12 protein-coding genes and 1 pseudogene are annotated in these 13,974 nt (G+C 69.8%); 7 read left to right on the top strand and 6 right to left on the bottom strand.

Annotation, left to right across the window (positions count from 1 at the left end; all coding sequences use genetic code 11):
- Nucleotides 1–693 precede the first annotated feature (693 nt).
- Nucleotides 694–1,092, bottom strand: coding sequence for a DUF302 domain-containing protein (locus HHL19_RS20105; protein ID WP_169091546.1), 399 nt, complete (start codon nucleotides 1,090–1,092; stop codon nucleotides 694–696).
- Nucleotides 1,093–1,603: 511 nt separating this feature from the next.
- Here HHL19_RS20105 and HHL19_RS20100 point away from each other — a divergent pair.
- The 6 genes from HHL19_RS20100 (at nucleotide 1,604) to HHL19_RS20075 (ending at nucleotide 7,074) form a co-directional block, all read left to right on the top strand.
- Nucleotides 1,604–1,930 carry a rhodanese-like domain-containing protein gene (locus tag HHL19_RS20100; RefSeq protein ID WP_169091544.1) on the top strand — a complete coding sequence of 109 codons (327 nt, stop codon included), beginning with the start codon at nucleotides 1,604–1,606 and terminating at the stop codon, nucleotides 1,928–1,930.
- A 100-nt stretch (nucleotides 1,931–2,030) separates the two neighbouring features.
- Nucleotides 2,031–3,419: an MBL fold metallo-hydrolase gene (locus HHL19_RS20095; RefSeq protein WP_169091542.1), complete on the top strand. Its 1,389-nt coding sequence runs from the start codon at nucleotides 2,031–2,033 to the stop codon at nucleotides 3,417–3,419.
- Between the two features lie 144 nt (nucleotides 3,420–3,563).
- Nucleotides 3,564–4,148, top strand: a complete 585-nt coding sequence (locus HHL19_RS20090; protein WP_169091540.1) for a rhodanese-like domain-containing protein — start codon at nucleotides 3,564–3,566, stop codon at nucleotides 4,146–4,148.
- The gene (locus HHL19_RS20085; RefSeq protein ID WP_346768311.1) at nucleotides 4,145–5,041 is read left to right on the top strand and encodes a sulfite exporter TauE/SafE family protein; all 897 of its coding nucleotides are present in this window, start codon (nucleotides 4,145–4,147) and stop codon (nucleotides 5,039–5,041) included. The genes HHL19_RS20090 and HHL19_RS20085 overlap by 4 nt, the downstream gene beginning before the upstream one ends.
- A gap of 55 nt (nucleotides 5,042–5,096) precedes the next feature.
- A complete protein-coding gene (locus tag HHL19_RS20080; RefSeq protein WP_031004254.1) occupies nucleotides 5,097–5,363 on the top strand; it encodes a metal-sensitive transcriptional regulator in 267 nt (88 codons plus the stop codon).
- A gap of 928 nt (nucleotides 5,364–6,291) precedes the next feature.
- Nucleotides 6,292–7,074, top strand: coding sequence for a class I SAM-dependent methyltransferase (locus HHL19_RS20075; RefSeq protein ID WP_169091537.1), 783 nt, complete (start codon nucleotides 6,292–6,294; stop codon nucleotides 7,072–7,074).
- A gap of 378 nt (nucleotides 7,075–7,452) precedes the next feature.
- Here HHL19_RS20075 and HHL19_RS20070 read toward each other — a convergent pair whose 3' ends face one another.
- The 5 genes and pseudogenes from HHL19_RS20070 to HHL19_RS20055 form a co-directional block, all read right to left on the bottom strand.
- Nucleotides 7,453–8,088 carry a hypothetical protein gene (locus tag HHL19_RS20070; RefSeq protein WP_169091219.1) on the bottom strand — a complete coding sequence of 212 codons (636 nt, stop codon included), beginning with the start codon at nucleotides 8,086–8,088 and terminating at the stop codon, nucleotides 7,453–7,455.
- A gap of 85 nt (nucleotides 8,089–8,173) precedes the next feature.
- Nucleotides 8,174–8,275 (bottom strand): annotated as a pseudogene (locus HHL19_RS37475) (IS5/IS1182 family transposase); the annotation flags it as partial.
- Nucleotides 8,263–8,520: a transposase family protein gene (locus tag HHL19_RS20065; protein WP_346768310.1), complete on the bottom strand. Its 258-nt coding sequence runs from the start codon at nucleotides 8,518–8,520 to the stop codon at nucleotides 8,263–8,265. The pseudogene HHL19_RS37475 and the gene HHL19_RS20065, both read right to left, overlap by 13 nt.
- Nucleotides 8,521–8,789: 269 nt before the next feature.
- Nucleotides 8,790–9,185: a hypothetical protein gene (locus HHL19_RS20060; RefSeq protein WP_206324900.1), complete on the bottom strand. Its 396-nt coding sequence runs from the start codon at nucleotides 9,183–9,185 to the stop codon at nucleotides 8,790–8,792.
- Complete coding sequence (locus HHL19_RS20055; RefSeq protein WP_240981737.1) at nucleotides 9,185–12,742, bottom strand: ALF repeat-containing protein; 3,558 nt, start codon at nucleotides 12,740–12,742, stop codon at nucleotides 9,185–9,187. The genes HHL19_RS20060 and HHL19_RS20055 overlap by 1 nt, the downstream gene beginning before the upstream one ends.
- Nucleotides 12,743–13,464: 722 nt before the next feature.
- On the opposite strand from HHL19_RS20055, the gene HHL19_RS20050 reads away from it, so the two are divergent.
- Nucleotides 13,465–13,959 (top strand): hypothetical protein, encoded by a 495-nt coding sequence (locus tag HHL19_RS20050; protein ID WP_240981736.1) that lies wholly within the window; start codon nucleotides 13,465–13,467, stop codon nucleotides 13,957–13,959.
- The last annotated feature ends 15 nt before the right edge of the window (nucleotides 13,960–13,974 follow it).

The following is a 13,974-nucleotide window of genomic DNA, read 5'->3' as shown; positions in this document are numbered from 1 at the left end:
TCTCTCGTGTCCGCACCGGGAGGACCCGACCATCCCATGCGCGGCAGTCTGCTCATCGGTGGCGACCGAGTCGAGCCCGGCTTCAGGACCTCCGCCCCCCGCGGTCTCACCGAGGCACGAGAGCACCTCGTCCACGACGTTCACAGAGCCGTGCAAGCGTACGAACGGGCGGAGTCGGTCGAAGGTCCGCCGGGCAGGGCGCGAACCGGTCCTCCGCTACCCGCTACCCGCAGCCCGGCTGCCGTCGGCACGTCAAGCCCCCGCCGCGGTCTGCCGCGACCTTCCCACGTGACGGGCTCTCGCCGGATGGCATCGCTGGCGTCCATGTGGACGCCCAGCCGCGAGCCAGGCATCCGGGTCGGTGCCTCGACTCCAGACTCGGGCAACCAGGCGGATCGCGAGTGAACTCGGCCACGCGCGAGCCCGGCTGATGCGTGGGCGTGATGGGCGACGCAGCCGTCGCGTGCCGCAGCTCACGGCCGGGTGCCCGTCGGTCTGTCTCTCCATCGTTGCGCTGCATCCCGACGGGAGCCAGTTCGTCGAGGCCCCACCAGGAAGGGCGCGGCACGCCGGCTGCCTCTGCTGCTGAACGCGGCAGTCGGCGGCGGTCCGATCGGGGACAGGCCGCCAGGGCGCACCGTGCGTAGGCCTCGGGTGCGGGTGGTGGTCGGCTCTGCGCGGCATCCCGATGGCTCACGTACTGCTTTCTGCAACGGTGGCGAGTGCGGCGTCGAGGAGGCGCGCCGCCTCGACCGCGACAGGGGCCATGGCGTCGACGCCGGTGAGCGTGACCATGGTGGAGGGATCGATCGCCTGCACGATCACCTGGTCGCCGTCGGTGCGGACCACGACGTTGCAGGGCAGCAGGAGCCCGATCGAGCGGTCGGCGTCGAGTGCCTGACGGGCGAGCGGAGGGTTGCACGCTCCGAGGATCAGGTACGGCTCCATGTCGTGGCCCAGTTTCGCCTTGAGCGTGGCCTGGACGTCGATCTCGGTCAGGATGCCGAAGCCCTGGTCGGCGAGGGCGCGCCGGACGGTCTCCACCGTCTCGTCGAAGGTTCCGGCGACCTTGATCCCGCGGTCGTAGTGCATGTCTTCCCCTCATTCTTCCGATGGCGACCGCCTAGCCGTGCGGCCGACCCGGTCGTCGTGCGGTCGGCGGTCGGCGGTCGGCCCAGTGTTGGGCCCGCGAACAGCATGATGTCCTGACGCACCCGTCCAGACGTGGACGACAGGCGCTGAGAGACCGTTCGGTCCTGCGGCCCGACCTCGTGGTGACGCTCCGGGCGTCAGTCTCGCTCGGCCGTGCGAGTTCCGGCTGTGCCTCGGTGTCGACCTCGCCGAAGACGATGTCCGGATCTCCGAGCCCGTGACGGTGCTCTCGCTTCCTTGGTCAGCTCGACGGTGGGCATGGGTTCCACCCTCCTCCCATATGCCCGGTGGGGTATATGGGAGCTTCAGCGGGCGTAAGGGCGGGTTTGTTCCACACCCCCGCGACCTATCGGCTGTCAAATACCCGGGGGGGTATTTGACAGCCTCGACATGAGGCGCTTACCGTCGAAGACGTAATACCCAGGGGGGTATCTGGAGGTGAATCTCGCTCATGGCTCGTGAAGTGGACCTGGAGGCCTTCGCCGCGGCCTGGAGTGCCGGAGCTGTCGTTCTGGACGTGCGGGAGCCCGAGGAGTACCTGGTTGGGCACGTGCCGGGTGCGCGCCTCGCCCCGCTCTCGACGCTGGCCGCCGCGCCGCCCCGTGTGCCCGAGGGGCGGACGGTGTATGTGATCTGTGCGAGCGGCAACCGCAGTCAGTGGGCCGCGGACCGCCTTGCCGCCGCCGGGATGGATGCCGTTTCCGTCGCCGGCGGGACCCGGGGCTGGGTCGGCATGGGCCGCCCGGTCGTGACGGGGTCCGCCCCCGGGGTGGTCTGACCTTCCCTCGTTCGTGCGCCCGCCCCTCTGGGGAGCGGGCCGCCTTTTGACCTCTCGAATACCCCCCAGGGTATCCGAGTCATCGTTTACGGAGGTTTCCGTGTTCTTCGCCCAGTACTACCTCGACTGCCTCTCGCAGGCGTCGTACATGATCGCCGACGAGACCACCGGCAAGGCGGTGGTCGTCGACCCCCGCCGGGATGTCGCGGAGTACCTGGCGGACGCCGAGGCTCGCGGCTTCACCGTGGTCGGCGTCATCAACACGCACTTCCACGCGGACTTCGTCGCCGGACACCTGGAGATGGCGGCCGAGACCGGCGCCTGGATCGGCTACGGCCGGCGTGCCGAGACGGAGTACCCGATCCGCGAGCTCGCCGACGGCGAGACGATCAGCCTCGGCGACGTCACCCTGGAGATCATGGAGACCCCCGGGCACACCCCGGAGTCGATCAGCGTGCTGGTCCACGAGCACGGCGAGGACGCCGTCCCGTACGGCGTGCTCACCGGCGACGCGCTGTTCATCGGCGACGTGGGCCGCCCCGACCTGCTCGCCTCCATCGGTGTCTCCGCCGACGAACTCGGCGCCATGCTCTACGACAGCGTGCAGAACAAACTGATGGGCCTGCCGGACGAGGTGCGGGTCTTCCCCGCGCACGGCGCCGGATCCGCGTGCGGCAAGAACCTTTCGACGGAGAAGCAGTCCACCATCGGCGAGCAGCGGCGCACCAACTACGCCTGCGCGCCCATGTCGCAGGAGGACTTCGTCGCGATCGTGACCGCCGGTCAGTCCGCGGCTCCCGGCTACTTCGTCCACGACGCGATCCTGAATCGGAGTGGGCGCCCGCTGTTCGATCCGGCCGCCGCACCGAGGCCGCTGAGCTTCGAGGACTTCACCGGCCTCCGCGCTTCCGGAGCCGTGGTGGTCGATGCCCGTGACCCGCAGGAGTTCGCCGCCGGCCACCTGCGCGGATCGGTGAACGTACCGGCCGACGGCCGCTTCGCCGAGCAGGCCGGCACCGTCCTGCCCGTCGACGCCGACCTGCTGGTCGTCGCCCCGCAGAACCGCGAGGAGGAGATCGTCACGCGACTGGCCCGGATCGGCTTCGACCGCGTGGCCGGATACCTGCGCTCCCCGGACGACGCCCTGACCGCCCTGGCCGACGAGGTCACCCCGGCCGGCCGCCTCACCGCCGCCCAGGTCCGTGCCGCCCTGGCGGGCGACAACCCGCCGGTCGTCATCGACGTCCGCAACTGCGGTGAGCGCGGAGACAACGGCTTCATCGACGGCGCCCTGCACATCGCGCTCGGCGAGCTGCCCCACCGCCTGGACGAGATTCCCCGCGACCGGCCCCTGGTCCTGCACTGCGCGGGCGGCCACCGCTCGTCGATCGCCGCGAGCCTGCTGCGCCACCACGGCTTCACCGACGTCTCGGATGTCCTCGGCGGCTACGCCGCCTGGGCCCTGACGGAAGCCCCCGCCACCGTCTGATTCGGCGGACCGCAGCCGTCGGCGCCCCCGCGACGGAACCCTCGACACCGTGACGGGCGCCGCCGGGGGGCCTGCCCTCCCTACCCCCACCTGTACCCCGCCCCGTATTCCTGTCCGGGGTCGATTCACCACGACGGAGTTTTGATGACCACCGACGCCTCCCGCGCCACCGGCCTCACCCCCACCGCCCTGCAGCACCTGGTCGACAGCGGACGCGCTCCCCGCGTTCTGGACGTGCGCACCCCGGGCGAGTTCCGGACGGTCCACATCCCCGGTTCCTACAACGTCCCGCTGGACACCCTGCGCGAGCACCGCGCCGAACTCCTGGCCCACCTCGACGAGGACGTGGTCCTCGTCTGCCGCTCCGGGGCACGCGCCGCCCAGGCCGAGCAGGCCCTCGCCGAGGCCGGCCTGCCCAACCTGCGCGTCCTGGACGGCGGCATGATGGCCTGGGAGACCGCCGGGGCCCCGGTCAACCGGGGCGAGGCCCGGTGGGACATGGAGCGGCAGGTCCGCCTGGTCGCCGGATCGATCGTCCTGGCCACCGGCCTCGTCGGTGTCCTGGTGCCCGGTGTCCATCTGATCGGTACGGCGATCGGCGCCGGCCTGACGTACGCGGCGCTCAGCAACTCCTGCATGATGGGCGTCCTGCTCTCCAAGCTGCCCTACAACCGTGGTCCGCGCACCGACATCCGTACCGTGATCGCCTCCCTGCGGGATCGCTCGTGATCACGCTCGTCCTCGTGGCGTCCGTCCTGATCGGCGTCAGTCTCGGCATCCTGGGCGGCGGCGGTTCCATCCTGACTGTGCCGATCCTGGTCTATCTGGCAGGTCAGGACACCAAGGAGGCCATCGCGACCTCGCTGTTCGTCGTCGGCGTGACCAGCCTGGTCGGGCTCGTCCCGCATGCCCGGGCCGGCCGGGTGCGCTGGCGCACCGGCCTGATCTTCGGCGCGGTCAGCATGGTCGGCGCCTACGGCGGCGGACGCCTCGCCGAGTACGTCCCGGGCACCGCCCTGCTCATCGCCTTCGCGCTCATGATGCTCGCCACCGCCTTCGCCATGCTCCGCAAGTCACGCAAGGCGAAGGCGGCCAAGCCCGCCCCCACCGAGCTGCCCGTCAAGCACGTGATCGTCGAGGGCCTCGTCGTCGGCGCGGTCACCGGCCTGGTCGGTTCCGGCGGCGGATTCCTCGTCGTCCCCGCCCTCGCCCTGCTCGGCGGGCTGCCTATGAGCGTCGCCGTCGGCACCTCGCTCCTGGTCATCGCCATGAAGTCCTTCTCCGGACTCGCCGGCCACCTCGACGGGGTCCAGATCGACTGGAACCTCGCCCTGCTGGTCACCGGCGCGGCCGTCGCCGGCAGCCTCATCGGCAGCCGGTTCGCCGGACGCATCCCCCAGGACACCCTGCGCAAGGCCTTCGGCTGGTTCGTCGTCGTCATGGGCGTCTTCGTCCTCAGCCGGCAACTGCCCACCGCGATCTGGGTCAGCCCGCTCGCCTGGACCGGTATCGGCCTCGGGGTGGCGACCGCGGTGACCTGGGGCGCGATGCGGGCACGCCGCCCACGACCCGCCACGGACGCGTCCCAGGTAGGCTCCCGGGAATCGGCCGCGCACCCCTAGCGTTATACCCCAAGGGGTATTCTTGAGTCGATGGTCGGTGAGAAGGAGGAACCCGGTGAAGGTGGAAGAAGAGGCGGCGACCGCGGTCCTCAACCGGCTGCGGCGCGCTCAAGGGCAGCTCGCGGGCGTCATCGCCATGATCGAGGCCGGCCGCGACTGCAAGGACGTCGTCACGCAGCTCGCCGCCGTCTCCCGCGCCCTCGACCGGGCGGGCTTCAAGATCGTAGCGAGCGGGATGCGCCAGTGCCTGGCCGAGAGCGAGGAAGGCGCACCCCCCATGAGCGAGCAGGAACTGGAGAAGCTCTTCCTCACGCTCGCGTGACACACGACGGCGGCCGGCGGACATCCGCAGGCCGCCGTCGCGTGTCACGCGCTCGCCGACCAGCAGAGCGGTGCTGCTGCTGCCCGGCGCCCGCGCTCACGCAGCTCGGCAGCACCCGCGTCGCGCCGGCCTGGGGCTGATGCCCGACCTGCCACCCGCACACATCGGCCCGCGACCGGAACGGGGTACCGGTCGTGGCCCCGCACCGCGCTGCCAGCCTTCCGCCTGGCGAGGTCGCCAGCCGGGGATCGCCTCCTACGTCTTCCCCGTCACACTCTCCCGCGTCACTGCCGACACGGGTGGTCGGCGGGCGCGGCGACGGGCGCGCTCTCCCCGACCCCTTTCGTTTCGGCGGTGAGCAGGCGTGCCCATCGGTCGTACCCTGGCCCCGATGCGGTCCGCGCCTCGCCAGCGCAACGCGGCCTCTCGTCGGGCGGCGACAGCCAGCGCGTCGAGGCGGGTGGTCCTCATCGCCTGCGTCGCCCGCTCCCCGCACACCCCTCTCAGCCGCGCGCTGGCCGCACCGCCCCTCTCCGCGGCCTCGGCCAGCTCTCCTACGGCCTCTACCTCTGGCACTGGCCGGTCTACCTGCTCCTTCACGGCCGGGCCGGCGTCGTCGCCCTCGTCGCCCTCGTCGCCACCACGGCCGCCTTGGCCGCTCTACGGGCACTCATACCCCGCCCCCACATCGGCACTGGGGCGGTCGACCTCACCCAACTGGCGGCACGCGACGATCGAGTGTCCGCCCTCGCAGCTGAGACGGCGCGACCAGTGTCGATCTTCGTCCCCCACGTGCTCCAAGGTGATCGAAGTGGGGAGGATGGGGAGCATGAGCGCGTGATCGAGCCCGCCGGGATGCTCCGGAGTCGCCGGCCTGGCTCCTTGCCTCGGAACTTCGCGGCGGGGAGTGGTGTGGTACGGGTAGGGGATGGGCCGAGAGCGAGCGCGGATCAGCGCGGAGTTCGACCGGCGGGCAGCGACGTACGAGGCCAGTGCCATGCACCGGTGGCTGGCGCAAGAAGCCGTCCGGCTCGCAGCACCACGTCCGCATACATGGGTCCTCGACGTGGCCACCGGGACAGGGCTGGCCGCGCGGGAGGCCGCCGCGTCGACGGGCGGACACGGCCGTGTGATCGGCGTGGACCTCTCACCCGGCATGCTCCACGTCGCCGTCGAGCGTTCACCAGGCAGCTGCTCTTACGCGCTCGCCGATGCCCACCGGCTCCCGTTCGGGGCGGACCGCTTCGATCTGGTCATGTGCGTCTCCTCCCTGCCCTATCTGGACGCTCGGGCCGCCGTGCGGGAATGGGGCCGGGTCGCACGCCCCGGGGCGGCGATCGTGTTCACCGTGCCGACAGCCGAGGGCGTCAGCGTCAACCGCATGGTGTGCCAGGCCGCACGAGCCGAAGGGATCCCGCTGCCGGACCCGCACGCCGAGCTGGGCACCACGCACCGGCTGTGCGAACTGGCCGGCTACCTCGGCCTGGAGGTCGAGGACATCCAGCGAGTGGTGTGGGAGGGGGACGAGCCCCTGCGCGACCCCGGCGAAGCTTGGCGGCGCACCCTGGACTACGGCTTCGGCGAACCGCTGCGCACCGCTGACCCAGCCGCTCGCGAACGGGCACGGCGCCGCTTCATCGAGCAGGCCGAGGGACACCACCCCCGCCAGGACCAGTTCCTGGCCCGCTTGACCCTCCCCACCCCGGCGTAGCGACGTCGGCCGAACCCTACGATCCCCGTTCAGACAGGCCCGGATCGTCTTGCGAACTCCTCCCCGGCACCGGGCGATCACGGAAATCGTCCCACCCTTGCCGACGGAGAGGGCGAGGTCGGCCCCGTCCGCTCCGGAACTCCACACCGAGTGACGACCAGGCGATTGGTTCAGAACCTGGACAGGCGCGCACCGAGGTTGCCGAGACGGTCGAGCTTCGCCCGATCCGCTGGTCGGGCGGCTATGCCGGGTCGCTCCTTCCTCCTTGCCCGGCAGCGTTCCATCGGATGGGAAGCCGAGCACGTCAGGCGCCTCGACAACGCGGAGTCCTCGTACGCACGAGCCGGTGCGGGGTTCCGCCGCGTAGGTCACTGGTGCCTACGGTCCGGCCGTGGCGACGACCGTCCCGAGCGTCAGCGCGGCGAGACCCAGCGCCGCCCAGAACGTACGGGTCCGTGAGCGCCGCCCCAGGCCGAACACCCACCAGCCGTACCCGAGCATCGCGACCCCGACACAGCTCACCACGATAGCGACGACCGTCGTCTCCCCGGAGTCGCCGATGGGGGCGGCCTCGGTCGCCTGCCGCCTGGTCCCCGCGGACAGCTCCACGACCCGGCCGCGCCAGACGGTGGCCCGGACCCGGTCCCCGGGCTGCAGGACGGAGAACACCGGGTGGGAGCCCCTGAAGAACACCCGCTCGGTCCCGGGCCCCGGCCCGAGCAGGTCGACCTCACGCGTCGTGTTCTTGCCGACCGTCTCCTCACGCACCTTCTGGACGGTCGCCTCCTCGACCCGCAGACAGTCGTCCTCCGGCCGCTCTCCCGCCGACGACGGTCCGCCGCACGGCACGGCCGCCTGGAAGGCGCGCTCCGCGGACGCCTGGCTGCTCCCCAGTCCGAAGGAGAGGAGGAGGGCGAACGCGACAAGTGCCACGCCTGCGATGAGTCCGAGCACTCCCTTGGTACGGCCGAAGGGAACCTCCTCGGCTCCCTCGTCCCGCTTCTCCCCCGCCATGGCAACGCCCCCTCGTGTATGGAGGCGTCATCGTACAAGCGGGCTGATCGGTCTCGGGGCCGTCATGGGCCGGCCGTGCCGATGGGCGGGCGGCGGCCAGGTCATGGGTGCGGCCGGGCAGCGAGGGTGAGATCCACAGCAGCTTGCCGGTGGGATCGGCGACGACCTGCACGTTCACACCCCGTCGAGCAGGACGTGATGGGGATCGGCCTCGCGCAGGACCCGCAGCAGGCCGGGCACCCTTCGGGACAGATGCTCGACGACTGCCGTGACGTAGGCGTGGGCGGTGCCGACGGATATGCCCAAGCCGGCGGCGATCTGTGCGAGCGCGTCGTGCCGGCGAAGGTAGACCAGGCCGACGAGGGCACGCCGGAGGGGCGGCAGCTTGCATCGGCGGTCACCCTCACGGTGACGATGCGCAGGGATACCCACTCGACCAGAGCGTGAGGCAGGCCGAGTGCGGCAGGATAAGGAACCAACGAAGCTCCTGCGCTGCTGAGTTGAGACGTCGAACACCTCACTCAACGGCGCAGGAGCCTCGCGCGTTGCGGAACCTCAGCCCGTCACCCGATCAGTCGCCACTCTGAAAGAGCTCACCGAGCTACCGACAGGCCCTGCCTTCATGCGCGCACCACCGGAAGATCACCCGGCCAGGATCCCTGTTCGACCCAGACGTTCCATGACCGGTTGAGACACGGCTTCTAAGTCTCGGTGCTTTTGGCGAGCACCAGGGACCACGACCCATCCGGAGTGCTGAACGCTATCTTCCCTCCGCCGCGCGCGTCGAGGTGGACACCGGAGACCTCGCCGATGCCACGCCCGTCGATGTCCAGGTAGACGAAGTCGTAGGAGAGGGTGCCGTTGTCGACGAAGTCCCATGTGCCGTGGAAATCGGCGGGGTCGTCGTGCTCGCCCATCGACAGATCGGTGGCCGTGAATGTGCCGTCGGAATCAAGACGGATCTCGCCGCCGGTCCGCTCGTTGCGGTACAGGCCGGGCAGGTCTTCGGTGTCGACCTGAGGCATGCAGCCTGCGGTGAGTACCGCGGAAGCGGCCAGGGCAGCTGCGAACCAACGGCCACTCGTCAGCTTGCCCACTACGGCCCCAGCGTCACGTTGAACTCGACAAGCACGGTCATGGTCGACCCTGGTCCTGAGTCGCCGCTGACCATTTCGATCAGATCATTGATGCGCTTGCCGTAGGTCTCTTTGTACCAGTCGTCGTACCCGATGATAGGCGGGCGGGTTGCGGACTCCGCGCTCTGCTCGCTGTACGCCGTGTACCGCCACACCACGCTGCCGTCCGCGTTCTTCCGGATGGGGGTCATCCGGATCTGCTGTGAGCCCATGAACGCGTACGCGGAGTTTCCGGTGTACCCGGTCAGGAATCCGTCTGCTGGTTGCGTGACCCCGGCGTCTCTGAGCCACTTCAGGCCCTGGACGCCAGAGAGTTCGTAGTTGTACATGTACGTGTGGCCCAGCTCGTAGTCCCCGTCCCGCACCCGACCAGCAAAGTAGTTGAGGGTCTTGTCGGTCCAGGGATGCTCGCGGTAGATGCTGGTGAACTCGTCGTTCGGGCCGAAACACTGGGACCGATCGCCGCCCCCCGTGAGCCAGCTCCACCCCAGCTCGAACGGTGTATTGCCGTTTCCGGACGGGATGGGCTTGCCGAACGGCGTCAGGCAGCTCTCGGCCCCGGGTGGAAGTTCGCCGTTGCCGTCGCCGATGCGAACGCTCGCATTGTCGATGGCGCTCTGGATCGCCTGGCGCATCGCGGCGTCGATAGCGATTTCGTAGGCCTGGGTTGCGGCCTGCGCGGCGCCGACGGCGTCCTTGCCGGCTTCGAATGCCTGCTTGCGAGCGATCGTTGCCGCGATCGCGGCGTCCGTGGCGTAGCTCGCGGCGTTCTCAGCGGACCGCACGGCTCGCGTCGCGGCCTGGCGTGCCACGCGGCTCGCCTTGAGTGCCGCGGCGGCCGCGTTGCTCGCGGTGAGGGCGGACTTCGCCGCTTCGGCCGCGGACCGCTCGGCGGCATCGGCGTTGTCACGGGCTTCCTGTGCGGACGCCGCTGCGGCGTTGGCATAACCCTGGGCGAGGTTGGCCCACTCCTTCGCCTTGTCAGCGGCCTGGCGTGCGATGGCGGCAGCCTCGGAGGCGCGGGCCGCGTCCTCCTGCGCATTCGCCGCGATCTTGGCCGCGCGTGCGATCGACGCACGGACCGCGCTGATGTGCGTGGCGCGATCGTGGTCGATCCGCGCGAAGTCGTACTGAGTGGTTGCGATGAACTGGCGGAGCATGAAGGTGTCGCCCTCAAGGGCGATCTGCGCCGCCGCCTTGGTGTAGGGGCCTCCGGTGGCGAGGAGTGTGCCCGCGGCCACCCGGTCATCCTCGCGTACGGCCGCCTCGCGGCCGACCCACAGGAAGGTGTGGAGGGCCTCGGCGGTCCCCGCGTCCAGTGCGGCCGCTGCCTCGTTCCGCACCCTCGTGCCGCTGCTGGGGTCGGCCAGGATCCTGCCCACCTCGACGCGGTTGTCATCAGCGGCTGCCTCGACCGCTCCGGTCTCCAGGAATGCCTTGATCGTGGCGGGGTCTTCGGTCTTCAGAGCCGCCACGGCCGCCGTGGCCACGGCCTGCGTCGACATCGCGGCGAGCGCCGCGACGTTCTCGACGTTGTCCTGCTGCAGCGCGAGGACGCGGTCGGTCGAGATCCAGTTGACGATGTCCTGGTCCGAACCGGCCAGCGCGTACTCCGCCGCCTGACGGGTCCAGGTCCCCGGGCCCTCCAAGAGGCGGACCGCGGCCTTGCGCCCGGCCGCCGCGGCCTGCTCGACGGTTCCGTTCTGCAGTGTTGATTCCGCAGCGCTGATGAGTGTCCGGAGCTCTTCGGAGAGGCGTGCTTCCTGGGTCCGCTCCCGGTTGAGCCGTTCGAGCTCGTTCAACTCCGCACTCGCCGCGAGCCGTGCCTGCTCGATCGCCTCGCTGGTCTCCTCGGCCAGACTCTCGGCCTCGGCCTGGCGGGCCGCCTGTTCGACATCCCGCGCCTTGACGACCGCGGCGGCGGCGGCATTCGCCGCCTCGACAGCCGCGTTGGCAGACAGCGTGGACCGGTTGGCGTAGTCGACCGCCTCACCGGCGTGGGCGGCCGCTTCCTTTGCCGCGGCCGCGGCCTTCTCGGCGTGACCGGCGGCGCTGTTGGCCGCGTCACGCGCCGCGCGGGCGGCGGCGGCCGCCTGCCCGGCCAGGTTCCGCGCCCTGCCCGCCGCCTGGGTCGCCCTGGCCGCGGCGGCTTCCGCCTCGGCGGCGGCCCGCGTCGCGGCAGCGGCCTCGGACTGGGCTGCTCCGGAGGCCACGGCCGCCTCGGCCGCCGCGCGAGCGGCGTCGGCCGCGTTGATCGCCGAGCTGCGGGCGGCATCGCCCGCCCGCACCGCCGCGTCGCAAGCCAAGGCCGCGAGGTCTGCCTTGGCGGCCACCGTGCGCACGTAGCTCACCAGCTTCAGCGCGACGTCCGCCGCCGCGCTGGCCGCGCCCGCCATCGCCGTGTCCTTGGAAGCGGCGATCGCCGCACGATACGCGTTCGCCGCGGCGCGTCCCGCCGATGCCGCAGCCGCGGCAGCGGCGTTGGCGGCAGCCACCGAACGCTGTGCGGCGGCCTGTGCCGTCCGTGAGGCCGACACCGCAGTCGACGCGGCCGCGGCCGCGCCCATGGCCGCCTGCGCGGCCTTTCCCGCCGCCTTGGCCGAGCGTGTGACATCCTGCTCGGCGGCCAATGCCTCGGCCTTGGCCTCCAACGCCGCGGCTTTCGCCTTCTCGGAAGCAGTGACTGCCTGGTTGGACAGCTCGACAGCCTCTTCGGTCTTCAGACTGGCGCGGCGTCCTTCCTTCTCCACGACGGCGACCAACTGCTGGATCGTGGCCGATTCCTCGTCGCGTGCCCGGGCGATGTACTGACCCGTCTCCAGGAACCACCGGATGGCCCTGGTCGACCCGTCGTCCAGGGCCCGACTCGCGTACTCACGCACCTGTGGTGACCCTGAGAAGAGGATGGTCGCCACCTGCACACGATCGTCCTCCTCCTGCGCGGTGAACCGCCCGTCACTGAGGAAGGCGCGCAATGCGAAGGGGGAATCGGCCGATAGCGCGGCGTTTGCCTCACGCTTCACAGCCTTGGCACCGTGGGCCAGGACCGTACCCACGGCCACCCTGAGATCCTCGTCCACGGCAGTCTGGAAACCGCCCTGGAGAAGGGTCTCGACCGCTGCGTCCCCGCTGGACAACGCCGCGCCGATGGCGTTGCGCGTCGCCAGGCCCGCTGTGGCCAGGGACTCCGCGAGCGCGAACCTGTTGTCCTCGGCCCAGGCCAGAGGCGCCTTCTGATCGAGGAACTCCGTTATGTCCGCGGCGGAGCCCACCAGCGCCGCGGACGCCGCAGTGCGGACGGCCCGGCGGCCCGATCGGTACGCCCAGACCACCTTGCCGCGATCGGTATCCGGAAGTCCAGATCCCTCGGGCACCGCCGGCGTGCCACCCGAACCGCTCGCCGCGTACGCCGGGCGCGTCCCGAACATATCGGTGGACAGCACGCTGCCGGCCGCTACCCCGGTGAAAATGGCCAGCATCTGACGCCTACTCAACACCCGCCGTGATTGCTGTGACATCACGACTCCTTTCCACTCTCACTGTGTCTGTCCGACCCGTACTCGCCCCGATGGCGCGGCACGGTGCCGCCCGCCCGCCGCGTCGCCCAGACAGGTGCGGCGCAAATAGCGGGCAGGTGCTGTCCGGGCGTCGAGGCAGCATGATCCCAACATTCATTCAGTTAAACGTCAATTGGATAGCAATGCGAGGCGCGGCTCCAGGGCTTGTTCCGTGGCAATTGTTCCGTTTTCTCGGGGAGTCGACTCCATCATTCATGACGGATCGCGAAGTGCGACCCATCCGGCAAATTGGAAATTTCGAGTCCAAACATCTCTCGATGGAATTTCCATTTACGCGTCAAATCCCACACATTCGTGAAGATCACGCCTCGGATTCTTCACGAGTCCTTCACGATCATCCCTGCAACCTTCGTAGAACTGGCTGTTTCGGCGGGCGAATTCATCAAATCTGTCCAGTTGTTTCCGATTTACCCTGTTGGACATGTGGAGGGATTGCGATCTTGAATGAGGCGCCGCAGAAAGCCACTTCAGCTCACCTGGATAATTCGCACGCCTCGTCAGGTGGGATGAAAAGGCCTGCGTGGAAATATCGGCAGCTGCCATCCCGGCTGCACCACGGCTTGCTCGCATTTCCCTGAAACGGTGTAGAGGCGCCCGGTCGGGACGCGCCGCTATGCATGAAAAAGGGGATGGGATGCCTGATCTATAAGAGGGAACTGCATATGAGACTCGTCACTCGCATCATTGCGACGGCATGTACCGCCGGCCTGGCGGCCGTGCTGTGGACGACTTCGTCGGCGGGCCAGCCGACGGGGAACACGGAATCCGTGGCCGACGAGGCACCCGGCTATGCCGTGGAGGGCTACAACTACCCGAACGCGGACAAGATCCTCGCCGAGAAGGACATCGTCCTGAAGCGGGGCGACGGGCACATCGTGCTGGCCGACTGTGCCAGCGAGACCGGACTGCTCGAGGTCTGGGCCCGTGACAAGGCCAAGATCTGCTTCAAGGTCACCGGCAGTTCCGGCTGGCTGACCATGGAGATCCCTTCGGTGCACCTCATCAAGGGCAACGACTACACCACGCGGGTCGACATGACCGTCGGCGCCGAAGAGAAGTCGTTCGACATCACCAAGAACACCTGGACTCCAGTCGGGGAGAGCGCGGACCCCGAAGGCCGCGATTTCATGCTCGTCGAGATCCGCACCTCCAAGTAGGAACGTCAGAAGGCC

It is taken from the genome of Streptomyces sp. R302, assembly GCF_012927245.1.
GTDB lineage: Bacteria > Actinomycetota > Actinomycetes > Streptomycetales > Streptomycetaceae > Streptomyces.
Note: the sequence above shows the minus strand (reverse complement) of the source record. Positions and strands in the feature narration are given on the sequence as shown.

What these genes read in the sequence shown, in the direction of transcription:
- HHL19_RS20105 (WP_169091546.1), bottom strand. Translation starts at nt 1,092, where the DNA reads ATGCACTACGACCGCGGGATCAAGGTCGCCGGAACCTTCGACGAGACG.
- HHL19_RS20050 (WP_240981736.1), top strand. Translation starts at nt 13,465, where the DNA reads ATGAGACTCGTCACTCGCATCATTGCGACGGCATGTACCGCCGGCCTG.
- HHL19_RS20075 (WP_169091537.1), top strand. Translation starts at nt 6,292, where the DNA reads ATGGGCCGAGAGCGAGCGCGGATCAGCGCGGAGTTCGACCGGCGGGCA.
- HHL19_RS20055 (WP_240981737.1), bottom strand. Translation starts at nt 12,742, where the DNA reads ATGTCACAGCAATCACGGCGGGTGTTGAGTAGGCGTCAGATGCTGGCC.
- HHL19_RS20090 (WP_169091540.1), top strand. Translation starts at nt 3,564, where the DNA reads ATGACCACCGACGCCTCCCGCGCCACCGGCCTCACCCCCACCGCCCTG.
- HHL19_RS20070 (WP_169091219.1), bottom strand. Translation starts at nt 8,088, where the DNA reads ATGGCGGGGGAGAAGCGGGACGAGGGAGCCGAGGAGGTTCCCTTCGGC.
- HHL19_RS20100 (WP_169091544.1), top strand. Translation starts at nt 1,604, where the DNA reads ATGGCTCGTGAAGTGGACCTGGAGGCCTTCGCCGCGGCCTGGAGTGCC.